The sequence below is a fragment of the Myxococcus virescens genome (genome assembly GCF_900101905.1).
In the GTDB taxonomy this organism is placed as follows: Bacteria; Myxococcota; Myxococcia; order Myxococcales; family Myxococcaceae; genus Myxococcus; species Myxococcus virescens.
Genome location: NZ_FNAJ01000007.1, coordinates 215,884 through 238,500 on the forward strand (window position 1 = coordinate 215,884; position 22,617 = coordinate 238,500).

Consider the following 22,617-nt stretch of genomic DNA (forward strand, 5'->3'; position numbering starts at 1 on the left):
ACGGCCGTTGCGTTAGCACACCTGTGGCCGACCGCCCAGGACAGCCTGTCAAAGGGCTCGTGAGTGGATGTTTCGCGGCGATAACCCAAGCGGTGCGTCCCCATGTCAACACGGCCCACGTCCATTCAATCCCGAGCCGCGCCCGCACCCCCCAAGGTATGTCGGAGTCCTACCTGTCGAGTGGTCGGCATGACTTCCAGGGAGTACGCTTCTTCCTCGGCTGAAACAGGCTACTGCGGCAGGATGCGCGTGTCGTGCAACTTCACTGAGAGGATTTGCCCGTGCGAAACATCTCGACTGTCGCGGTGTCCGTGGTCGCTGCTGGTTTCCTGGTGGCCTGTGGCGAGGGCGTGGACCTGAATGAAGAAGGTGCAATTCCCACCACCCCGGAAGCCGCGCAGGAGGCTGTCTCCGCGCCCGCCGAGGTGTCCGCGCAGGCGTGCACGACGCTGTACCGTCCCCGGATCACCACCTACTGGACGTCCTTCCCCATCGAGATTGAGGGGCAGGTGGGCCGGTGCACGACGGCCAGTGACTGTACCGTGACGTGTGTCGGCGAGACGTCGCAGTACGCCATCAACTCCCAGTTCTTCTACTGCACCTACTGCCCCTGACGTGACGTCTCGGCGCTCCACGCCGGACGCACCCGGCGTGGAGGCGCTTTCCGAGGGGCGGCATCGCGCTTCGGCCGCGCGAGCGTCGTGTCCAGCGGCCCGCCTCTTGGGTCGCAACTGTTCGGCCGCGCGCGCGGCGGCGGGTTGGCCCAGGACCCGAGCCGCTCCAGCCGGGCAACTCCACCTGCGCCACTCCGTCATGCGACTCCGCTTCCGGCCAGTTCAGCCCCATATCGAACATAGGGAACAGCGCCGGAAACGGGTCTTTGGATTCAGGGTTCTATTCGAATCAACCGCTAGGGCCCAAGCCGTCTCGGGGCTTGGAACGCGGGAGTCCGGCCGGTACAACGCGCCCCTGGGCCTGCGGGCATGTCGTCCTGGCCCCGGCTGTCATGATCGCGAACCTCCACAACGCCGACATCCCCCAGCCCGTGCTGGACGTCATCGCGCGGCTGCGCGAACTGGGCCACTCCGTCTACCTGGTGGGGGGCTGCGTCCGGGACATGGTGCGCCTGGTCCACCCCAAGGACTTCGACGTGGCCACCAGCGCGCTGCCGCAAGAAGTCCAGGGCGCCTTCCGCAAGGTCATCCCCACGGGCATCCAGCACGGCACCGTCACCGTCCTCCAGAGTGGCACGCACGTGGAGGTGACGACGTTCCGCTCGGAGGGGGATTACCTCGACGGCCGCCGGCCCAGCTCGGTGGCCTTCGAGCGCGACATCGTCAAGGACCTGTCCCGGCGCGACTTCACCATCAACGCGATGGCCTACAACCCGCTGGACCGCGAGCTGGTGGACCCGTTCGGTGGACAATCGGACCTCCGGGCGCAGCTCATCCGCTGCGTGGGCTCCGCGCAGGAGCGCTTCTCCGAGGACGGCCTGCGGCCCTTGCGCGCCGTGCGCTTCGCCGCGGTGCTCGGCTTCGCGCTCGATGCCGCCACCCGCGCCGCCATTCCCGCCACGCTCGGCGTCTTCCGCAAGGTCGCGCTGGAGCGGGTGCGTGAAGAGCTGGTGAAGCTGCTCCTGTCACCCCGGGCGGAGAGCGGCCTGCTGTTGCTCGCGGACACCGGGCTCCTGGACGTGTTCCTTCCGGAGCTGGCGCGCGCGGAAGCCTCGGCCGCCGCGTCCGTCCGGGCCGCGGTGCAGGCCTCGTCGCTGGAGGTGGAGGTCCGCGTCGCGGTGCTGCTGGCCGATCTGGTGGACCGAGCCCAGGCGCGCGACATCGGCCTGCGGCTGAAGTTCCCCAACAAGGTGGCGGACCTGGTGGCGCTGCTCGTCGAACACGCGAAGGCGGAGACGCGGGTGGGGGAGCCGGACGCCGCGCTTCGCCGGCTCCTGGCTCGCCTGGGCCCGCCGCAGCTTCCGCAGTGGGCCGCGGTCGTTCGCGCCCGGGTCGGAGTCCGCCAGCCGGACGCGCTCCCAGCGGTGGAGGCGCTCATTGCCCGCGTGGAGGCGCTCGCCGCCGCGAAGCCGCCTCTGACGGCGAAGGACCTGTCGCTGACCGGAGGCGACATCATGGCCGCCCTGGGCGTGGGGCCTTCTCCCATCGTGGGCGAGGCCACCCGGTTCCTCATCGAGTCCGTCCTGGATGATCCGGGCCTGAACACGGCCGACGCCCTGCGGCAGCGGTTGCAGGCGTGGCAGGCGCAGGTTGCTCGCTGAGCCGGCGGGCTGCAGGGAGTGACGGGGGGCGGGAAAGGGCGCCCTCCGTGTCCTCCCCGCGTGCGCCCGGACGCGCGGGCGTGTAGGAAGGAGCACCATGCGAGTCGTCGTTGCGATGAGCGGCGGGGTGGATTCCTCAGCCGCGGCTGCCCTGCTCAAGGAACAGGGTCACGAGGTCATCGGTATCACCCTGCGCGTCTGGTCCTACGAGGGCAAGGCGACGTGTGGGAGCTGCTGCAGTCCGGATGACATCGATGACGCGCGGGCCGTGGCCCAGACGCTGGGGATTCCCTTCTACGTGGCCAACGCGGAGGAGATCTTCCAGGACCGGGTCATCAACCCCTTCGTCCAGTCATACCTGGGCGGGCGCACGCCCATCCCCTGCGTCGCCTGCAACCGGGACGTGAAGTTCAACTTCCTCCTCAAGCGCGCCCGCGCGCTCGGCGCCCGGCTGGCCACGGGCCACTACGCCCGCGTGGAGGAGGTGGACGGCCGCTTCGTCCTGCGTCGCGCCGTCGATGCCGCCAAGGACCAGAGCTACTTCCTCTTCACGCTCGGTCAGGACGAGCTGCGCGACATCCTCTTCCCCGTGGGCGGCATGACGAAGGCGGAGGTCCGCGCCGTCGCGGAGCGGCACGGCCTGGTCACCAGTCAGAAGCCGGAGAGCATGGAGATCTGCTTCGTACCGGACGGCGACTACGCGGGCTTCGTGGAGAAGGTCGCCGGGCCGCAGCCGGCCGGGGACATCGTGGACACCGAGGGCAACGTGCTCGGCACCCACCAGGGCATCCACCGCTACACCGTGGGCCAGCGCAAGGGGCTCAACCTGGGAGGCGGCGAGATTCGCTACGTCCACCGGCTGGAGCCGGAGACGCAGCGCGTGGTGGTGGGCCCCGCCGAGGGCACCGGTCGCGACAACTTCGGTCTGCTCCAACCCCACTGGGTGGACGGGCCGCCTCCGGCCAGTCAGCCGGTGGAGGTCCGCATCCGGCACCGCCACTCGGGCGCGCAGGGGCGGGTGCATGTCTCTCCGCACGGGCTCGTCTCCGTGAAGCTGGACGCGCCCGCGCGCGCCGTCACCCCCGGGCAGGCCGCGGTGGTCTACGATCAGGACCGCGTGCTCGGCGGCGGTTGGATTGTCTGACCCCGCGTTGCCTCGGAGGGTGCGGCACATGGCGCAGCGCCTCGTGGGATGTCTGATCGCGGTCGTCACCGTCGTCGCGGCCGCTGGCTGCAAGGAGCGCTCGGACAAGCCCGTCGCGGGGCTGCTCGCCGCCGGTGCGCCGGTGCTGCGCGCGGAAGGCAAGGAGTGGCGGCCCATCGCCGTCGGCTCGCAGCTGCTGGGGCATGACGAGCTGAAGGCCACCGGCCCCGCCGTGCTGGAGTTCTTCGGCGGTGGCCTGCGCTTCCTGGAGAAGGGCGACACGCTGGAGGTGGGCGAAGCGGACGAGGCGAAGCTCCATGGCGTCAACCTGCCGTCCCGCCACATCGTCGAGGGCAAGCTCCAGGAGGCGCCGCGCCCGCTGCGCATCATCGCCGCGCGCTACACCCAGGTGCAGGTGACGCCCGCGAGCGCCCAGCAAGAAGACCCGTACAGCTCCAACGGCTACTTCGCCGCCTTCTTCACGCCCAACGGGCTGTCACCCAACAAGGCCAAAGACGAACCGTCGCGGGATGGCCCTCGCAAGCCGCTGCCGCCCCCGCCACACCGCCCCCGCGTGCCTCACATCCACGCAGGCAACCTGGGCGAGGGCGGTCTGGTGGCCACCGTGGAGGATGGCTTCATCGTGGCGGAGACGGACGACCTGGCCACCGCCGTGCTGCTGGAAGGGGGCGATGTGTCGCTGGGCCGCACGGTACGATTGATGGTGCCCGCTGGCGCGGAGGTGGTCCTGCGCACGCAGCAGGGCCGCAAGATTGAAGTCGAAGGACCCGCGGACGTCCGGCTGCGGTGAGGGGACGGGGAGGGCGGTTTGTCCTTGGGGGGCCTGCTTCGGTAGAGTCCTCGGTCGCCCAGCGGGAGGTGTGCATGACGCGCAGTGAGCTCATCGAGCGCATCGTGGAGCGTGCCACGCATGTTCCACGGCGTGAGGTGGAAGCCATCGTCCACGCCGTCTTCGAGGAAATGTCCCAGGCCCTGATCGCCGGACGGCGAATCGAGCTGCGGGGCTTCGGCGTCTTCTGTGTCCGCACGCGCCGGGCCCGCACGGGCCGCAACCCCAAGACGGGCCAGCGCGTGTCGGTGCCCGCGCGGCGCACGTTGTCCTTCGCCGCCGGAAAGGACCTGCGCGAGCGGCTCAATGCCCCACCCGCCACGGCGGCTTCCCCCATTCCGGACACCCCACCCGGCGAGGCGCTGTCGCCGCTGCCGATCGCCGCGGGGGCCTCGTTCTCCGTGCCCGTCACGGGTTGACGGTGAGGCTTGGAGTCGTTCCGCGAATTTGACCGGCTCAGGGGTGGGGCGTACTTTGCCCTCCATGCCGTCGCTACAGGCCGCAACACGGATTTCGTGTGGCCGTTGCGACCGCGCCCGAGGACTTTCAAGCCATGCGTGATGCTCACCGGATGAAGGAGAAGTTCGACGTCTCTCTGGACAACCGGCAGATCGTCAGCCTGCTCATCGCCGGCATTGTCGTGATGGGCGCTGTCTTCGTGCTGGGGGTCGTCGTCGGCAAGAAGCTCGCAGGCAACGCGGATGCCGTGGCCGCGCCGGACCTGCTCTCCGCGTTGGATGCCAACGCGCAGGCGCTCCAGAACGTGCAGCAGGAGCAGCCGCTCACCTTCCCGGACGAGCTGACCCGCAAGGCCGCTGCCGAGCCGGTGGCCCCGCCGCAGCCCAAGCCCGTTGTCGCCAAGGCTCCGCCGCCGACGGAGAAGCCCGCCGCCGCGAAGCCGCCCGAGCCGAAGCCGGCCGCCGCGCAGCGCGCCGCGCTGGCGCCCACGCCGGACCCGGACACGGGGGAGCTGCCGCCGGAGGAGCCCAAGGCCGAGCCGGAGCGCGTCGTGGTCGCCGAGGCCCCCACCGCTCCGACTCCCGCGAAGGCCGTGCCGGTGTCGGGCAAGGTGGAGGCGTCCGCCGTCCCCACGCGCACCACCACCACGGAGGGTGGCGGCCTGAAGGAGGCCATTGCCCGCGCCACCCAGCAGCCGGCGCAGCCCGCTTCGCCGCCCGCGCAGGCCGTGAAGGGTGGAGCCTTCACGCTCCAGCTCTCGGCGTTCCAGGACAAGCAGGAAGCCGACCGCTTCGCCGCTCGGTTGCGTGATCGGGGCTATGCCCCCTATATCCTGACGGCCGAAGTGGCCGGTAAGGGCACGTGGTACCGCGTCCGCATGGGAAGCTTCGCCTCCCGGGATGCGGCCACCCGGTATCTGTCAGACTTCAAGCGTGAGACTTCGCTCGACGCATTCGTGGCCGGCACGAACTAGAGCGGGACGAGGAAGACGGGAAGCGCCATGACGACGACGAAGCGGGTGGAGAAGCCCTGGGGATACGAACTCATCTGGGCTCACACCGAACGCTACGTGGGCAAGCTGCTGCACGTGAAGCAGGGCCACAAGCTCAGCCTGCAGTTCCACAACCGCAAGGATGAGACCATCCACGTGCAGAGCGGCAAGCTGCTCTTCGTCGTCGACGAGGGCCAGGGGCTCATCGAGAAGGAGATGCACCCCGGTGAGAGCTACCACATCAAGCCGCTCACCAAGCACCGCATGGTGGCGCTGACCGACTGTGACATCCTCGAGGTCAGCACCCCGGAGCTGGACGACGTGGTCCGGCTCGAGGACGCCTACGGGCGCACCGGCACCAGTAACCCGTAGCCGCTGTCCACCGCGGCGGCCCGCCTACTCGCGGGCCGCGTTGTTCGGGTTGCGGGTCCACTTGTCCACCGTGCCGTCCCCGTCCAGGTCCTCGCCGATGCGATCCACCTGGCCACCTTCCCAGTACTCCCAGTAGTCGATGCGGCCCGCGCCCCGCGTGTCGCGCTCCTTGCGCACCAGCTTGCCGCCTTCGTAGTAGGTGAAGCTGTCCGGGCGGCCATCACCGTTGGTGTCGCGCTCGCGGCGCGTGTTGACGCCCTTCTCATGGAAGTAGGTGGCGTCCACGCGCCCGTCGAAGTCCAGGTCCAGCGACTCACGCGCCTTGTCGCCGTTGGCGTCGAAGTAGCGCGTCAGGTCCACGCGGCCGTCCCAGTTCAGGTCCAGCTCCTGGCGCACCTTCCGCCCGTCCACCGTGTAGGTCCACACGTCCGGGCGGCCGTCGCCGTTGGCGTCCTGCTGCGTGACCTCCTCGTTGGCCCCGGCTTCCGGGCGGATGGGCTCCCCGGCCTGCCGGCCCCGCACGGCGCCCGCGCCATCCTGCTCCGCCGACTTGCTGCTGGCGCAACCAGCCAGGGCCCCTGAGGTCATGAGGCCCAGTAAAATCAACTGCTTGTAGCGTGGCATTGAGAACTCCCAGTGTCTGGGGGTTGCCTGGCGACGTCATTCGTACGAGATGCTTTCGCGCGACACGTCATTTCATATATTTTCACATATCGCCATGGCCCGAAAGAAAGTCAGCACCACCATCTACATCACCCCGGAGCAGAACGAGCTCCTCAAGGCGCTGAACCAGAAGACGAAGGTGCCCGTGGCCGAGTACATCCGCCAGGGCATCGACCTGGTCCTGGAGAAGTACAAGGCGCAGTTGCCGGGGCAGTCGACGTTCGACGAGCTGTGAGAGAGAGGCGTGAGGTGAAGAGCATGCGTGGCAAGCGGGTAGCGGTCCTGGGCGGCGCCGGCTTCGTCGGGTCGCACCTGTGTGAGCGTCTTCTGGATGACGGCGCGGCGGTGGTCATCGCCGTGGACAACCTCATCACCGGCAACGAGGAGAACCTGCGCACGCTGAACGGGCGGCCGGGCTTCTCCTTCGTCAAGGCGGACATCACCGAGCACATCCCGGTGGAAGGGCCGCTGGACTACGTCTTCAACATGGCCTCGCCGGCCTCGCCCATCGACTATGCGCAGCTCCCGCTGGAAACGCTGCGCGTGGGCTCCATTGGCACGGAGAACGGGCTGAAGCTGGCGGAGGCGAACAAGGCGGTGTTCCTGATGGCCTCCACGTCGGAGGTCTACGGGGATCCGCTGGTGCATCCGCAGCGCGAGGACTACTGGGGCAACGTAAATCCCATTGGCCCCCGGTCCGTCTACGACGAGGCCAAGCGCTATTCGGAGGCCATCACCGCGGCCTACGGGCGCACCAAGGGCGTGCAGGTCCGCATCGTCCGCATCTTCAACACCTACGGTCCGCGCATGCGCCTCAATGACGGCCGCGTGGTGCCGGCCTTCGTGGGCCAGGCCCTCAAGGGCGAGGACTTCACCGTCTTCGGGGACGGCAGCCAGACGCGCTCGTTTTGTTACGTGAAGGACCTGGTGGACGGGCTGGTCCGGCTGATGCTGTCGGACGAGCCGAACCCGGTGAACATCGGCAACCCCCGGGAGATGACCATCCGTCAGTTCGCGGAGGCCGTGCGCGCGGCGGCGGGCGGGGGCGGGGCCATCATCGAGAAGCCGCTGCCCAAGGATGATCCGAAGCAGCGTCAGCCGGACATCACCCGGGCTCGGACGCTGCTGGGCTGGGAGCCGAAGGTGCCGCTGGAAGAGGGTCTTCGGGAGACCATTGCGTGGTTCCGAGAGGTTGCCGGCACGAGGCCCCCGGCATAGTTTGCCGGCGCGAAGATCCTGCATGGCCTGCAGGCGGGAGGTTGCGTGAAGGTCCTGGTGACAGGTGGCGCGGGCTTCATTGGCTCGCATGTGTGCGATGAGTTCCTGCGCGGTGGTCACGACGTCATCGCGTTGGATGACCTGTCCGGCGGCAAGCGGGAGAACCTGGACCCGCGTGTGCGCCTGGCGGTCCACGACATCCGCAGCCGCGAGGCGTCGGAGCTCATCAAGTCCGAGAAGCCCGACGTGCTCTGCCACCTGGCGGCGCAGATGGACGTGCGCCGCAGCGTGGACGACCCGAGCTTCGACGCGGACGTGAACATCCGCGGCATGCTCAACCTGCTGGAGGCCGCCCGCGTCTCCGGGGTGAAGAAGGTCATCTTCAGCTCCACCGGCGGCGCCATCTACGGCGAGCAGGACGTGTTCCCCGCGCCGGAGAGTCACCCCACGCGGCCCATTTCTCCGTACGGGGTCTCCAAGGCGTCCGGTGAGCTGTACCTGGGCTACTACCGGGCGCAGTACGGCCTGCCCTACGTGGCCCTCCGCTACGCCAACGTCTACGGCCCGCGGCAGAACCCGCACGGTGAGGCGGGCGTGGTGGCCATCTTCAGCCAGCGGCTGATCGCCGGTCAGGGCTGCACCATCTTCGGCGAGGGCAAGCAGACCCGCGACTTCGTCTTTGGTCCGGACGTGGCCCGCGCCAACCGGCTCGCCTTCGAGAACGACTACGTGGGCGCCATCAACATCGGCACGGGCGTGGAGACGGACATCAACCGCCTCTACGCGCTGCTGGCCGAGGCGGCGGGCTCCAGCGTCTCCGTCGCCCATGCGCCCGGCAAGCCGGGGGAGCAGATGCGCTCCTGCGTGGACAACGCGCTGGCCAAGAAGGTGCTTGGCTGGGAGCCGAGCGTCGACGTGCGCGAGGGCCTGCGCCGCACCCTTGAGTACTTCCGTCAGAAGGCCGGCGCGCCCGCTCGCGCGCACGGCTGAGCGGCGTCCAGCACCCCCGCTGGTGGCCGAGGCGGGGGAGGGTGGTACCCCTTCCCACGGACGTACCCGGGCCGGCCCTGAGGGCCGGGGACCGGGCGTGCCGGGAGGGGGCTCAGGGCCTGTCCTAGGGGTGTTCGCCCGGGACGGGCGCTGATGACTGGGGAACAAACAAGCTCCCCCGGTGGGTTGCTCATCGGGCGTACGCGTGCGCGTAGATTTTCGCGCGATTCCCTGTTACGCACGCCCGCTTCTTCCGACGAGCGCCCTGAACATGCCGGCTGAAAACGCGCATATCCGCAACTTCTGCATCATCGCCCATATCGACCATGGAAAGTCGACGCTGGCGGATCGTCTCCTCGACAAGACGGGGACTCTGACCAAGCGCGAGGCGCAAGCCCAGTTCCTCGACAACATGGCCATCGAGCGCGAACGGGGCATCACCATCAAGGCCCAGTCCGTGCGGATGAACTACACCGCGAAGGACGGCAAGCAGTACGTCCTCAACCTCATCGACACGCCGGGACACGTCGACTTCGCCTACGAGGTCAGCCGCAGCCTGGCCGCGTGCGAAGGCGCGCTCCTGGTCGTGGATGCGACGCAGGGCGTGGAGGCCCAGACGCTGTCCAACGTCTACATGGCGTTGGACCACAACCTGGAGATCATCCCGGTCATCAACAAGATCGACCTGCCGAGCGCGGACGTGGATCGCACGCGTTCGGAGATTGAAGACGTCATCGGCATCGATGCGTCCGTCGCCGTGCCGTGCTCCGCCAAGGAGGGCATCGGCATCCAGGACATCCTGGAGTCCGTCGTGCAGAACGTGCCGCCGCCGAGCGGCTCCGCGGACGCGCCGCTCAAGGCGCTGATTTTCGACTCCTGGTACGACAACTACCGGGGCGTGGTGACGCTGGTGCGCGTGCTGGAAGGCACGCTCAAGCTGAAGCAGAAGATCAAGCTGTTCAGCAACAACAAGGTCTTCGAGGTCCAGGAGCTGGGCGTGTTCAGCCCGTTCTCCCGCCCGGTGCCGCAGCTCATCGCGGGCGAGGTGGGCGTGCTCGTGGCCAACGTGAAGGAGCTGCAGGACGCCAAGGTCGGTGACACCGTCACCGAGGAGTCGCGTCCCACGGCCGAGCCGTTCCCGGGCTTCCAGGAAGTGAAGCCCATGGTGTTCTCCGGCATCTTCCCGGTGGACTCCGCGGACTACGAGAACCTGCGCGACGCGCTGGCGAAGCTGGTGCTCAACGATTCGGCGTTCACCTATGAGCCGGAGTCGTCCACCGCGCTGGGCTTCGGCTTCCGCTGCGGCTACCTGGGCCTGCTGCACATGGAGATCGTTCAGGAGCGCCTGGAGCGCGAGTACAACCTGAACCTCATCACCACGGCGCCCAGCGTGGTGTACCGCATCACCACCAGCAAGGGTGAAACGCTGCTGGTGGACAACCCGGCCAAGCTGCCGCCGGTTCAGCACATCGAGAAGTTCGAGGAGCCCATCCTCACCTGCCACATCCACGTCCCCAACGACCACCTGGGCGCCATCCTCAAGCTGTGCCAGGAGCGCCGCGGTGTGCAGAAGGACATGAAGTACCTGGGCAGCAGCGGTCAGCGCGTGCAGGTCACCTACGAGATGCCGCTGGCGGAGGTCGTGTTCGACTTCTTCGACAAGCTCAAGAGCGTCTCGCGCGGCTACGCCAGCCTCGACTACGAGCTGGCCGGCTACATCGAGTCCGACCTGGCCCGGCTGGACATCCTCATCAACGGGGACCCGGTGGACGCCCTCAGCGTCATCGTGCACCGCGAGCGCGCCTACCTGCGCGGCCGCGAGGTGTGCCAGAAGCTGAAGGAGGTCATCCCGAAGCAGATGTACGAGGTCGCCATCCAGGCGGCGATTGGCGCGAAGATCATCTCGCGTGAGACCATCTCCGCCATCCGGAAGAACGTGCTCGCCAAGTGCTACGGTGGTGACATCAGCCGCAAGCGCAAGCTCCTGGAGAAGCAGAAGGAGGGCAAGAAGCGCATGAAGCAGGTCGGAACGGTGGAGATTCCGCAGGAAGCCTTCCTCGCGGTCCTCAAGTCGGAGCAGTAGCCCATGAACGCGGCCATGCCTTCCGCCACCCCTCCCGCGAAGCTCTCCGAGGCGATGGCGGCCCGCCGCACGCCGGAGATGCTTCGCGCCCGCAACGTGCTGGTGTGGCGCGAGCGCCTCACCAGCCTCTGGGCTCCGTTGATCATCCTGGCGCTGCTGTACGTGCCGTACACGGTGATCATCGAGTACTCGCGCGCGTCCGCCGCGTGGGCCCAGCCGGTGATGAAGGGGCTGGGGCTGCTGCTGGTCCTCTACTTCGTGGCCCTGCTGGTGTGGCGCAACGTCTCCCCCAAGGAGAAGGCGCTGCGCGGCGTGCGCCACGATGCGAACGAGCTGCTGGAGGAGAACGAGCGCATCCTCCGCAAGCCCGGCGTGAGCGCGAAGGTGGCGGGGCCGGTGCTGGAGCGCATCGCCGAGCAGGCGCTGCGCGTGGAGCAGGCCTCCGCCGCGGGTGACGCGGAGGCGCTGCGCACCGAGGTCAAGGGGCTGGAGGCGCTCACCGCGCAGCACCTGGGCGCGTTCCGCAAGCAGTCCGCCATGGACTTCCTGGGTGGGTTCGGCAAGGCGCTGCTGGTGGCGCTGGTGTTCCGCACCTTCATCGTGGAGCCGTACCGAATCCCCTCCGGCTCCATGCTGCCCACGCTGGAGATTGGCGATCAGGTCTTCGTCAACAAGTTCATCTACGGCGTGCGGCTGCCGTTCCTCAACTACGTGCCCTTCGTCATCGTCCGGCCGCCGGAGCGTGGAGACGTCATCGTCTTCAACAACCCGGTGAACGAGTCGGTGGACTACATCAAGCGCGTGGTCGGCGTGCCGGGTGACGTGGTGGAGTTCATCAACGGCGTCGTCCACATCAACGGCCAGCCGCAGCAGCGCGAGCTCGTCTCCAACGAGTTCACCGTCCACAACATCACCGACGACGGGCGCTGGTACGACCAGCAGGAGACCCTCTACGAGGAGAACCTGTCCGGCGTGACGCACGCCGCGCTGCAGACGCTGTCGCGCATGCCGCGCCGGGAAGGCCCCTACGAGGTCCCTCCGGGCCACGTCTTCGCCGTGGGTGACAACCGGGACAACAGCGCGGACAGCCGCCACGGCCTGGGAGTCACCGGGTACGGCAAGGCGGAGTACGTCCCCTACGGCCACATCAAGGGCAAGGCCATGGTGGTGTGGCTGTCGCTGGGCTATCACGGGCTGCTGCACGGCCTGTTCGGTGGCACGGGCCTCCGCGTGGATCGGTTCTTCGAACCGGTCCGTTGAGGCGTTCGCTGCAAGCAGGCAGGCCGCCGCGCCGCGCACGACGCTTGACGTGCCGCACGCCCCGGGGTACGCGGCGCCCCCGGCCATGAGACACCTGCTTGGAATCGAAGGCTGGCGCCGGGACGAGCTGGAGTCACTGCTCGACCGAGCGAAGGCACACCTCCCTGGCGGTCCCGACACCACCCACCTGCTTCGCGGCAAGGTGGTGGCGAATCTCTTCTTCGAGGACTCCACCCGGACGCGAACGTCGTTCCACATGGCGGCGAAGGGGCTGGGGGCCAGTGTGCTCAACTGGACTCACACCGGCTCCTCGGTGTCCAAGGGTGAGACGCTGCTCGACACCGCCCGCAACATCGAAGCGACGGGGCCGGTGGCCATCGTCATGCGTCACCGCTCCTCCGGAGCGCCGCACCTGGTGGCGAAGCACGTGAAGTGCGCCGTCATCAACGCGGGTGATGGCACCCACGAGCACCCCTCGCAGGCGCTGCTGGACGCCTTCACGCTGCGCCAGCGCTGGGGCTCACTGGACGGGCGCACGGTGCTCATCGTGGGCGACGTGCTGCACAGCCGCGTGGCTCGCTCCAACCTGCACTGCCTCAAGGCGCTGGGCGCCCAGGTGGTGATGTGCGGCCCGCCCACGCTGATGCCGCCGGGGCTGGAGGCGCTGGGCGCGGAGGTGACGCACAACCTGGACGCTGTGCTCCCTCGCGCGGACGCGGTGATGTGCCTGCGCGTCCAACTGGAGCGGCAGGAGCAGGCGTTCCTGCCGTCCACGCGTGAATATGCACGGCTGTTCGGCCTCAACGCGGCCCGCGAGGAGCGGATGAAGGCGGGCGCGGTGGTGATGCATCCAGGCCCCGTCAACCGGGGCGTGGAGCTGGCACCGGCGGTGGCGGATGGCGCCCGCAGCGTCATCCTGGAGCAGGTGTCCAACGGCGTCGCCGTGCGGCGGGCCATCCTGGAGGTGTGTACGGCATGAGCTCCACGGTGCTCTTCAGACGGGGGCGTGTCATCGACCCTCGCAACGGCGTGGACGGCGTCCGCGATGTGCTGGTCCGTGACGGCAAGGTGGTGGAGGTGTCGGAGTCCCTGCTGCCAGTGCCCTCCAGCGCCGAGGTGGTGGATGCCACCGGCAAGTGGGTGCTGCCGGGCTTCATCGACCTGCACGTCCACCTGCGCGAGCCAGGCGAGGAGGGCAAGGAGACGGTCCTCACCGGCTGCCGCGCCGCCGTGGCGGGTGGCTTCACCGCCGTGGTGGCCATGCCCAACACCAAGGTGGTCAACGACAACGCCATGGTGACGGAGCTGGTGCTGAACCGCGCCCGCGCCGCGGGCCTGTGCCATGTCTATCCCGCCGGGGCCATCACCAAGGGCCTCAAGGGCGAGGAGCTGGCGGAGATGGGCGAGCTGGTGTTCGCCGGCTGCGTGGCCATCACCGACGACGGCCGCCCGGTGATGAACGCGTCGCTGATGCGGCGCACGCTCCAATACGCCACCCAGTTCGACGTGCCCGTCATGGTCCACGAGGAGGACCTGACGCTGTCCGCGGGCGGGGCCATGCATGAAGGCACCACGTCCACGCGGCTGGGCCTGCGCGGCATCCCCGCTTCCGCGGAGGTGGCCATGGTGGCGCGAGACCTGGTGCTGCTGGAGGAGACGAAGGGCCGGCTGCACGTGGCGCACGTGTCCTGCGAGGGCAGCGTGCGGCTCATCCGCGAGGCCAAGCGCAGCGGGCTGCGCGTCACCTGCGAGGTGGCGCCACACCACTTCATCCTGGATGACCGCGCGGTGGGGGACTATGACACCCACGCGAAGATGGCCCCGCCGCTGCGCGCGGACACCGACGTGCAGGCCCTGCGCGAGGCGCTGGTGGACGGGACGGTGGACGCCATCGCCACGGACCATGCGCCGCACGGGGTGTTGGACAAGCAGGTGGAGTTCGAGAAGGGCATCAACGGCATCGTGGGGCTGGAGACGGCCCTGGGGCTGACGCTGGAGCTGGTGCATGCGGGCGTGCTCACCGCGAACCGCGCGGTGGAGCTGCTGACGCACGGGCCCGCGAAGGCGTTCGGCCTGCCGGGCGGTCACCTGGCGCCTGGTGCGCCAGCGGACGTCACGGTGGTGGACCCGGACGCGGAGTGGACGGTGGACGCCCACCAGTTCCATTCCCGCAGCCGGAATACACCGTTCCACGGTCGGAAGCAGAAGGGGCGCGTTATCCAGACGTGGGTCGCGGGCCACAAGGTATTCGACAAGGGCCAGGTCGGCCAGAGCAAGGAGTCGCGGTGATGACGAAGCGGGCAGTGCTCGCCCTGGCGGATGGCACCACGTTCGAAGGCCGTGCGTTTGGCGCGGTGGGCGAAACGGTGGGTGAAGTGGTGTTCAACACGACCATGTACGGTTATCAGGAGGTCCTCACGGACCCCTCGTACGTGGGCCAGATTGTCACCATGTCGTACCCGGAGATTGGCAACGTCGGCGCCAACCCGGAGGACGAGGAGGGCGCCCGGGTGCACGCGGTGGGCATGGTGGTGCGCGCCCTCAGCGCGCAGCCGTCCAACTGGCGCGCGAAGGAGTCGCTGGACGCGTACCTGAAGCGCAACGGCGTCGCCGGCATCGAGGGCATCGACACCCGCCGCCTGGTGCGCCACCTGCGCACGCACGGCGCGCAGATGGGCGTCATCTCCAGCGAGGGCCTGTCCCCCGAGGCCCTGGTGGAGCGTGCCCGCTCCGCGCGCGGCATGGAGGGCCTGGACCTGGCCACGGGCGTGTCCACGAAGGAGGCCTACACCTTCACCCAGCCCTCGCCGGACGTCTTCACCGGCCTGGGAGAGGTGCGGGTGCCGGCCGAGCCCCGCTTCGACGTGGTGGCCTACGACTACGGCCTGAAGAAGTCGATGCTGCACTTCCTGGTGGACGTGGGCTGCCGCGTGACGGTGGTGCCGGCCACCACCACGGCGGAAGAGGTGCTGGCGCGCAAGCCGAACGGCGTCTTCCTGGCCAACGGCCCTGGAGATCCGGCGGCGGTGAAGGGCGCGGACCGCACCGTGGCGGCGCTGCTGGGCAAGGTGCCGGTGTTCGGCATCTGCCTGGGGCATCAAATCATGGCGCTGGCCCTGGGCGGCCGGACGTACAAGATGAAGTTTGGCCACCGGGGCGGAAACCAGCCGGTGAAGGACCTCACGACGGGCAAGGTGGAAATCACCGCGCAGAACCACGGCTTCGCCGTGGATGACGCCAGCCTCAAGGGCCTGGCCGTCGTGACGCACATCAACCTCAACGACGGCACGGTGGAGGGCCTGGCCGTCCCGGACGCGCGGGCCTTCAGCGTGCAGTACCATCCCGAGGCCTCGCCGGGCCCCCATGACGCGCGCTATCTCTTCGACAGGTTCGCGAAGCTGATGGCGGGGTAGGATGGCACCACCGAATATGACCTCGTCGCTGTCACCGCTCTCCTATCAGCCGTATCTGGATCAGCTCATCGCCTTTGGCAGTGCCGAGTCGCGCAAGGAGGACCTGCTCCAGGCCAAGGCGGAGTACTTCCGTCTGACGGGCGAGGTCTTCGAGGACGACAAGCTCTTCGAACTGCGGATGGCGTCCTTCCTGGACTTCTACCTCTATGACCGCGTCTCGCCGCTGACGAACAAGACGCCGGCCACGGAGTTCTACGAGCAGCGCCTGGCCGGTTCCGCGCCCGAAGAGGCCAACGCCTTCCGGAGCTTCACGGAGACGGTCCATGGCCTCTTCGAGGTCCGCAAGCTGGGCAAGGGCGAGGTCCGTCTGCGCGAGCTGTACTCGGGCAAGGACTTCGACGTGACGGAGCGCCGCCACGTCGCGGGCCTGGAGACGGGGGACATCATCGAGGCGCGCCTCATCCCCTTCGGTGGGCACCTGCTGTTCTCCTCCGCGTTCTGCTACCACCCCCGCATGGCCGTGAAGGCCATCAAGGCGGAGGTGAAGCGCCGAAAGAAGAAGGAGCCGGACCGCACGCCCAACGAGCTGGTGTGGGAGTGTGCCCGCCGTGCGCTCAACATGGAGCGCTACCGGCAGCTCGCCGTCGAGAAGATCTACGACTTCGAGCAGAAGGTCCTCTGAGCCCGCTGGCCGCGGCGCCCCGGTGACGGCATGTCCCGGGGCCCCCGCTGGCCCGCTCAGATGCGGTGGATGCTCATCAGGTTGGTGTTGCCCGGGACGTTGAGCGGGACACCGGCCACCACCACGACGGGCGTGCCGGGCGCGCAGAGCTTCTCCTTCCGGCACAGCTGACGCACCTGGGTGAGCATGGCGTCCGTGGTGGAGACGCGCGCCACCTGCATGCCCGTCACGCCCCAGTAGAGCGCCATGCGATTCACCGCCATCTCGCTCGGTGTGAGGGCGATGATGCGCGCGTGGGGCCGGAACTCGGAGATGAGGCGCGCGGTGTGGCCGCTCTCCGTGTAGGCGACGATCGTGCCAATGCCCAGCTGCGTCGCCGCCGCCACGGCCGCCGCGGCCACGCCGGTGCCCAGGTCCTCGGAGCGCTCGAAGGGGGAGTGGTGCTGGTGCTTCACCACACCGCGCTCCGTCTCCTCCACGATGCACGCCATGGTGGACGCCGCTTCGATGGGGTACTTGCCCGCGGCCGTCTCGCCCGACAGCATGACGGCGTCCGCGCCGTCGAGGATGGCGTTGGCCACGTCGGACACCTCGGCGCGGGTGGGGCGCGCGTTGGCCACCATGCTCTCCAGCATCTCCGTGGCGACGATGACGAGCCCGCCCATGCGGTTCACCGCGCTCACCATGTGCTTCTGGATGGCCGGCAGGCGCTCCAGGGGCATCTCCACGCCCAGGTCGCCACGCGCCACCATGATGCCGTCCGCCACGGCGGCAATCTCTTCCACGCGCTCCACCGCCTGGGGCTTTTCAATCTTCGCGATGAGCGGCGTCTTCAGCTTCGCCACGTGCGCGCGCGCCTTCTTGATGTCCTCGGGCGTGCGGACGAAGGACAGCGCCACGTAGTCCACGCCCACCTCCTGGCCGAAGGCCAGGTCCACCGCGTCCTTGCGGGTAATCGTGGGCACCGACATGGGCGAGCCGGGCAGGTTGAGGCCCTTGTGATTCTTCAGCACGCCGCCCACCTCCACGCGGCACTGCACGTCCTGCCCTTGGACGCGCAGCACCCGCAGCCGCACGCGCCCGTCATCCAGGAGGATTTCGTGGCCCTTGGCCACGTCCTTCACCAGCGTCTTGATGGGGGTGGGGATGACGCCGTCCTGGCCCAGGACGTTGCGCGTCGTCACCGTGACGGACTGGCCCGGCTTCACCAGCAGTTGTCCCCCCTCGAAGCGGCCCAGGCGGATCTTCGGTCCCTGGATGTCCTGGAGGATGGCCACCGGCGTGCCCAGTCGCTTCGCGACCTTGCGGATGGTTTCCACCCGGCGGCGGTGCTCCTCGTGCGTGCCGTGCGAGAAGTTCAGCCGCGCCATGTTCATGCCCGCGCGGATGAGCCCTTCGATGACCTCGGGCGAGTCCGAAGCGGGGCCCAGGGTGCAGATGATTTTCGCCTTGCGCATAGGGCTGCGCATCCTAGGCGCCTGGGGGCCCGGCTTGACAGCCTTGCGCCCGCGGGACTAACTCTTCTGCCGACGCGGGCCTCTCACCAGGCGCCGCGGAGCCTTTGCGCTCTCGATGGCAGAGAGAGAAAGCCCGGCATCCCTGGGAGGGGGGGCCGGGCTTTCTTGCAAGGGCCTCTCATCAGGCCCTAGAGCTCGATTTCCTTGCCCGTGCCCAGCGGTGCCTTGGGCATCGAGTGGCCCGGCGGCAGGCCTTCCATGTCCATGTCGATGGGCGGCTCGCTCGGGGCGCCCGGGGCAGGGAAGCCGGGCGCGTCCAGCGGCCCGCTGCCGCCCACGCCGGGGCCTTCCTGCTGGAGGCCCTCGATCTCCTCACGGGTGATGCCGGCCAGCGTCAGCACCTTGCGGGTGACGCGGATGCGGGCATGGCTGGTGAGCGCCATGGCGATGGAGTCCGACGGCCGGGCATCCAGCGTCATCTTCTTCTTGCCCTGCTCCAGGAAGACACGGCCCGAGTAGACGTTGTCACGCAGGTCGTCGATGCGGACCTCCGTCACCTTGGCGCCCAGCTCCGTCACCACGTCGTCCAGGAGGTCCTGTGCGAGCGGCTGGGGTGGCTGGCGCTCCGCCAGCCGGAAGGCGATGGAGATGGCCGAGGCCTCGTCCACGAACACCGGGAGGACGATGCCCTTGTCCTTGGTGGCCAGGACCACGGCGTGGGCCTGGGCCTCCTCCAGCGGGACGACATCCTGCACCTCGAGCTCGACGAGCTCGGAGCAGGCCTTGGGGTCGTCTTCACCTTCGGTGATGCAGGGCTGACCCTGAGCCTTACCCAGGGCCGCCAGCGCTACGGGTGGAGTGAAGGCGGGAAACATCAGCAGCCCTCCGAGCGCCAGAAGCACGGCCGAGAGAGGTGCGACGAACAAAGTGGCGCGGTTGGGCGTTTTCACGCCTTTAAGCTACGCACCCGGCCATCTGTCGGGAGGGTTGCGCTCCAGGCCCGGTTACCCCCTGCTGCGTGGGGTGCTCCCCGGGCTGGAGGGCAGGCGGACAGGCTCAACGACGGTCGTCGTCGTCCTCGTCCTCGTCGTAGTCCTCTTCGTCGTCGACGTCCTCGTCCTCGTCCTCATCGAGGTCGTCGTCCTCCGAATCGTCCTCGTCGTCTTCCTCGTCGTCGTCGTCGAGCATGTCCTCCAGGTCCTCGGACTCCAACGTCATGGACACGGCGAACCGCTTGTCGAGCGCGGCGATCTGCGCGCGCATCTCCGTGAGCGCTGCGACGAAGTCCTCCGTGAGGTTGGCGGGCGCCTTGGCGTCGCAATGCGGGCAGACGATTTTTTCAGTCCCTTCGATGAGGTCCTGAGCGTCCAGCTCGAAGCTCGCCTCGCACTTCTGGCAGGTGAAGTCGATGCTCATGGTCGGGCGCGGCATACAAAGCACTCCAACCAGCTGTCAACGTCCGAGACGGGGGGACATTGGTAGGGGGCCTTGCTTCCGCTAGCGTTCGGGGCATGGACCTTCCCAAGTCGGTGGTGCATGCGCTCCATGACCGGGCCGCACAGCAGGAGCAGCGCCCAGCCCTGTGGACGCGCCGTGGGGGCGCCTATGCGCCCACCTCGTGGTTTGAATATGCGCAACGGGTGCGGCGCTTCGCCCTGGGGTTGCACGCGCTGGGGGTGGGTGCGGGCCAGCCGGTGGGCATCCTGAGCTTCAACCGCGAGGAGTGGCACGTCGCCGATCTGGCGGCCATCGCCATGGGGGGCGTCCCTGTCGGTCTCTACACCACCAGCGCCCCGGAGCAGCTGGAGTACATCCTGGGGCACTGCGAGGCCACGCTCCTGGTCGTGGAGAACGAGAAGCACCTGCGTACCGCCCTGGCCCTGCGCGAGCGGCTGCCCAAGCTGCGCCACGTGGTCGTCATCGAGGCGCCCACGGTGCTCCCGGAGGGCGTGCTGCGCTACGCGGACGTCATGGCCCTGGGCACCGGCGCGGACGAGAAGCCCTACTGGGACAGCATCCACGCCTTGAAACCGGAGGCCATGGGCACGCTCATCTACACCTCCGGCACCACCGGACACCCCAAGGGGGTGATGCTCAGCCACCACAACCTGGTGTGGACGGCGAATCAGCTCACGGACTCGGTGACGTTCGGCCAGCCCGCCGCGTCCTCGCTCGTGTCGTATCTGCCGCTGTCGCACATCGCCGAGCAGATCATCTCCCTCTACAGCCCCTTGCTGAACGGGGTGCAGGTGTACTTCGCGGCATCGGTGGACACGATGCCGCAGAGCCTGCGGGAGGTGCGTCCCTCGTTCTTCTTCGGCGTGCCGCGCGTGTGGGAGAAGTTCAAGGCGAAGGCGGAGGAAGGGCTGGCCTCGCAGCCGCCCTCGAAGCGCCGGGTGGTGGCCTGGGCGCGCCGGGTGGCCTCGGAGCGGCATGAGCGGGTGATGCGCCACCAGAGCGTCCCGATGGCGCTGGAGGCCCAGTATCAGCTCGCCAGGCGGCTCGTGTTCGCCCCGCTGAAGGAGCGCATCGGCATGGAGCGGGTGTCCTTCTTCGCCACGGCGGCGGCGCCCGTCGGCCGGGAGGTGCTGGACTTCTTCGCCTCCATCGACATGGTCATCCACGAGGTGTGGGGCATGACGGAGGTGACGGGCCCTGGCACGGTGAACACCGAGTCCCACACGCGGCTGGGCTCGGTGGGCCGGGCGATGATGGGGGTGGAGCTGCGCATCGCGGACGACGGCGAGCTGCTGGTGCGCGGCGGCAACGTCTGCATGGGGTACTACAAGAACCCGGAGGCCACCGCCGAGCTGCTGGCGGACGGGTGGCTGCACTCCGGTGACGTGGGCCAGCTGGACGCGGACGGCTACGTCCAGATCACCGGCCGCAAGAAGGACATCATCGTCACCTCGGGCGGGAAGAAGACGTCTCCCTCCAACATCGAGGAGCTGCTGAAGGCCCTGCCCGGTGTGGGGCATGCGGTGGTGCTGGGCGATCGCCGCAACTTCCTGGTGGCCTTGCTGACGTTGGACGCGGAGAAGGCGCGGGCCCTGGCCAGGACTCAGGGGTGGCCGGAGGACGCGGCTCGGCTCGCGGAGGATGCCCGCCTGCGCCAGCTCCTCCAGGAGCGCGTGGAGCGCGATGTGAACCCGAAGCTGTCCCGCTTCGAGACCATCAAGCGCTTCGTGGTGCTGCCGAAGGACTTCTCCGTGGAGGGCGGTGAGCTGACGCCGAAGCTGAGCGTGCGCCGCAACGTGGTGGCGGAGAAGTACGCCAGCCTCGTGGAGTCGCTCTACGACGAGTCCCCGCACGGCGGTTCCCAGACGGGCTGAGCGCGCCGGCGCCGCGGGAAAGCGAAAGGGGCGGGGAACCTCGCGGTTCCTCGCCCCTTCGTGCTTCTGGCCCACGCGAGAAGCGCGGGCCGTGTGTCACAGCCTACTTGGCGGCGCGCTTGTTCATGGGGACGTAGTCGCGGCGCGGGGCGCCCGTGAACACCTGGCGCGGACGGGCGATCTTCTGCTCGTTGTCCGTCACCATCTCCTCCCACTGCGCGCACCAGCCCACCGTGCGGGGGATGGCGAAGAGCACCGGGAACATCTCGACCTGGAAGCCCATCGCCTCGTAGATGAGGCCCGAGTAGAAGTCGACGTTCGGGTACAGCTTCCGCTTCACGAAGTACTCGTCCTCGAGCGCGATGCGCTCCAGCTCGACGGCGATCTCCAGCAGCGGGTTCTTGCCCGTCACCTCGAAGACCTCGTCGGCCACGCGCTTGATGACCTTGGCGCGCGGATCGTAGGACTTGTAGACGCGGTGACCGAAGCCCATCAGCTTCTTCTCACCCTCGCCGCTCTTCACCGACTTGATGAACTCCGGGATCTTGGAGACGTGGCCGATGTCGCGGAGCATGCGGAGCACCGCCTCGTTGGCGCCGCCGTGCAGCGGGCCGTAGAGGGCGCCGATGCCCGCGCTGACCGCCGAGTACGGATCCACCTCGGACGAGCCCACCGTGCGCACGGACGTGGTGGAGCAGTTCTGCTCGTGGTCCGCGTGCAGGATGAAGAGGATGTCGAGCGCGCGCTCGAGCACCGGGTGGACCTTGTAGGTCGACGTGCCGATGCGCTTGATCATCGCCAGGAAGTTGGCGACGTAGGACAGGTCGTTGTCCGGGTAGATGTACGGCAGGCCCATCGTGTGCCGGTAGGAGAACGCGGCGATGGTGGGCATCTTCGCGATGAGCCGCGTGATCTGGATGCGGCGGCTCAGCGGGTCCTTGATGTTCTTCGCGTCGGGGTAGAAGCTGGACAGCGCCGCCACCGTGGAGCTCACCATGGACATGGGGTGCGCGTCGTAGCGGAACCCGTCCATGAAGCTCTTCACGTTCTCGTGCACGTAGGTGTGGTGCGTGACGAGGTGGTTGAACTGCTGCAGCTCCTTCTCCGAGGGCAGCTCACCGTTCAGCAGGAGGTAGGCGACCTCGAGGAAGCTCGACTTCTCCGCGAGCTGCTCGATGGGGTAGCCCCGGTACTCGAGGATGCCCTTGTCGCCGTCGATGAAGGTGATGGCGCTCTTGCAGTTGGCGGTATTGAGGAACGCCGGATCGTAGCCCATCAACCCAAAGTCATCGTCGCCCGTTTTGATCTGGCGGAGAGCATTGGTGCGAATACAGCCGTTCTCGATCGGGACCTCGTAGGTCTTCCCGGTCCGATTGTCGGTGATCGTCAGCGTGTCCTTGGCCATGGGGCGGAGATTTCACAGGGGGG

Annotated in this window: 22 protein-coding genes; 17 read left to right on the plus strand and 5 right to left on the minus strand. The window is 68.3% G+C overall.

Annotated features, from left to right (window positions below; all coding sequences use genetic code 11):
* Positions 1–281 precede the first annotated feature (281 nt).
* From BLU09_RS21655 to BLU09_RS21685, 7 genes are all read left to right on the plus strand, one after another.
* A complete protein-coding gene (locus BLU09_RS21655; protein ID WP_090491421.1) occupies positions 282–614 on the plus strand; it encodes a hypothetical protein in 333 nt (110 codons plus the stop codon).
* Between the two features lie 392 nt (positions 615–1,006).
* Positions 1,007–2,275, plus strand: a complete 1,269-nt coding sequence (locus BLU09_RS21660) for a CCA tRNA nucleotidyltransferase (protein ID WP_090491422.1) — start codon at positions 1,007–1,009, stop codon at positions 2,273–2,275.
* Between the two features lie 97 nt (positions 2,276–2,372).
* Complete coding sequence (mnmA, locus tag BLU09_RS21665; RefSeq protein WP_011553529.1) at positions 2,373–3,419, plus strand: tRNA 2-thiouridine(34) synthase MnmA; 1,047 nt, start codon at positions 2,373–2,375, stop codon at positions 3,417–3,419.
* A gap of 28 nt (positions 3,420–3,447) precedes the next feature.
* The gene (locus tag BLU09_RS21670; RefSeq protein ID WP_186817655.1) at positions 3,448–4,230 is read left to right on the plus strand and encodes a hypothetical protein; all 783 of its coding nucleotides are present in this window, start codon (positions 3,448–3,450) and stop codon (positions 4,228–4,230) included.
* Positions 4,231–4,304: 74 nt separating this feature from the next.
* Complete coding sequence (locus tag BLU09_RS21675; protein WP_090491424.1) at positions 4,305–4,688, plus strand: HU family DNA-binding protein; 384 nt, start codon at positions 4,305–4,307, stop codon at positions 4,686–4,688.
* Between the two features lie 134 nt (positions 4,689–4,822).
* Positions 4,823–5,701 (plus strand): SPOR domain-containing protein, encoded by an 879-nt coding sequence (locus BLU09_RS21680; protein WP_171452203.1) that lies wholly within the window; start codon positions 4,823–4,825, stop codon positions 5,699–5,701.
* Positions 5,702–5,728: 27 nt separating this feature from the next.
* A complete protein-coding gene (locus tag BLU09_RS21685; RefSeq protein WP_090491425.1) occupies positions 5,729–6,091 on the plus strand; it encodes a cupin domain-containing protein in 363 nt (120 codons plus the stop codon).
* Between the two features lie 24 nt (positions 6,092–6,115).
* Here BLU09_RS21685 and BLU09_RS21690 read toward each other — a convergent pair whose 3' ends face one another.
* Positions 6,116–6,715, minus strand: coding sequence for a methyl-CpG-binding domain-containing protein (locus BLU09_RS21690; RefSeq protein ID WP_090491426.1), 600 nt, complete (start codon positions 6,713–6,715; stop codon positions 6,116–6,118).
* 94 nt (positions 6,716–6,809) lie between these two features.
* Here BLU09_RS21690 and BLU09_RS21695 point away from each other — a divergent pair, with 94 nt between their 5' ends.
* The 9 genes from BLU09_RS21695 to BLU09_RS21735 all read left to right on the plus strand — a co-directional run bounded on the left by BLU09_RS21695 (position 6,810) and on the right by BLU09_RS21735 (position 16,400).
* The gene (locus BLU09_RS21695) at positions 6,810–6,989 is read left to right on the plus strand and encodes a ribbon-helix-helix domain-containing protein (RefSeq protein WP_002640579.1); all 180 of its coding nucleotides are present in this window, start codon (positions 6,810–6,812) and stop codon (positions 6,987–6,989) included.
* A gap of 23 nt (positions 6,990–7,012) precedes the next feature.
* Positions 7,013–7,972, plus strand: a complete 960-nt coding sequence (locus BLU09_RS21700) for a UDP-glucuronic acid decarboxylase family protein (RefSeq protein ID WP_090491534.1) — start codon at positions 7,013–7,015, stop codon at positions 7,970–7,972.
* A gap of 45 nt (positions 7,973–8,017) precedes the next feature.
* A complete protein-coding gene (locus BLU09_RS21705; protein WP_090491427.1) occupies positions 8,018–8,962 on the plus strand; it encodes an NAD-dependent epimerase/dehydratase family protein in 945 nt (314 codons plus the stop codon).
* 271 nt (positions 8,963–9,233) lie between these two features.
* Complete coding sequence (lepA, locus tag BLU09_RS21710; RefSeq protein ID WP_090491428.1) at positions 9,234–11,045, plus strand: translation elongation factor 4; 1,812 nt, start codon at positions 9,234–9,236, stop codon at positions 11,043–11,045.
* Between the two features lie 3 nt (positions 11,046–11,048).
* On the plus strand, positions 11,049–12,305 hold the full coding sequence (gene lepB, locus BLU09_RS21715) for a signal peptidase I (RefSeq protein ID WP_090491429.1): 1,257 nt from the start codon (positions 11,049–11,051) through the stop codon (positions 12,303–12,305).
* An 85-nt stretch (positions 12,306–12,390) separates the two neighbouring features.
* Positions 12,391–13,284 carry an aspartate carbamoyltransferase catalytic subunit gene (locus BLU09_RS21720; RefSeq protein ID WP_090491430.1) on the plus strand — a complete coding sequence of 298 codons (894 nt, stop codon included), beginning with the start codon at positions 12,391–12,393 and terminating at the stop codon, positions 13,282–13,284.
* Entirely contained in the window at positions 13,281–14,594 is a 1,314-nt protein-coding gene (locus BLU09_RS21725) for a dihydroorotase (RefSeq protein ID WP_090491431.1), read from the plus strand. The genes BLU09_RS21720 and BLU09_RS21725 overlap by 4 nt, the downstream gene beginning before the upstream one ends.
* Positions 14,594–15,718, plus strand: a complete 1,125-nt coding sequence (carA, locus tag BLU09_RS21730) for a glutamine-hydrolyzing carbamoyl-phosphate synthase small subunit (protein ID WP_090491432.1) — start codon at positions 14,594–14,596, stop codon at positions 15,716–15,718. Before BLU09_RS21725 ends, carA begins: the two co-directional genes overlap by 1 nt.
* Positions 15,719–15,734: 16 nt before the next feature.
* The gene (locus BLU09_RS21735) at positions 15,735–16,400 is read left to right on the plus strand and encodes a DUF7986 domain-containing protein (protein WP_090491433.1); all 666 of its coding nucleotides are present in this window, start codon (positions 15,735–15,737) and stop codon (positions 16,398–16,400) included.
* A gap of 56 nt (positions 16,401–16,456) precedes the next feature.
* Here the strand turns inward: BLU09_RS21735 and pyk are convergent, their stop codons facing one another.
* From pyk to BLU09_RS21750, 3 genes are all read right to left on the minus strand, one after another.
* The gene (pyk, locus tag BLU09_RS21740; RefSeq protein ID WP_090491434.1) at positions 16,457–17,857 is read right to left on the minus strand and encodes a pyruvate kinase; all 1,401 of its coding nucleotides are present in this window, start codon (positions 17,855–17,857) and stop codon (positions 16,457–16,459) included.
* Between the two features lie 188 nt (positions 17,858–18,045).
* The gene (locus BLU09_RS21745; RefSeq protein WP_090491535.1) at positions 18,046–18,732 is read right to left on the minus strand and encodes a bifunctional nuclease family protein; all 687 of its coding nucleotides are present in this window, start codon (positions 18,730–18,732) and stop codon (positions 18,046–18,048) included.
* Between the two features lie 181 nt (positions 18,733–18,913).
* Positions 18,914–19,288, minus strand: coding sequence for a hypothetical protein (locus BLU09_RS21750; RefSeq protein ID WP_174257006.1), 375 nt, complete (start codon positions 19,286–19,288; stop codon positions 18,914–18,916).
* Positions 19,289–19,368: 80 nt separating this feature from the next.
* Here BLU09_RS21750 and BLU09_RS21755 point away from each other — a divergent pair, with 80 nt between their 5' ends.
* Positions 19,369–21,189, plus strand: a complete 1,821-nt coding sequence (locus tag BLU09_RS21755) for an AMP-dependent synthetase/ligase (protein WP_186817654.1) — start codon at positions 19,369–19,371, stop codon at positions 21,187–21,189.
* Between the two features lie 103 nt (positions 21,190–21,292).
* On the opposite strand, the gene BLU09_RS21760 is transcribed toward BLU09_RS21755, so the two are convergent.
* On the minus strand, positions 21,293–22,594 hold the full coding sequence (locus tag BLU09_RS21760; RefSeq protein WP_090491437.1) for a citrate synthase: 1,302 nt from the start codon (positions 22,592–22,594) through the stop codon (positions 21,293–21,295).
* Positions 22,595–22,617: the final 23 nt, after the last annotated feature.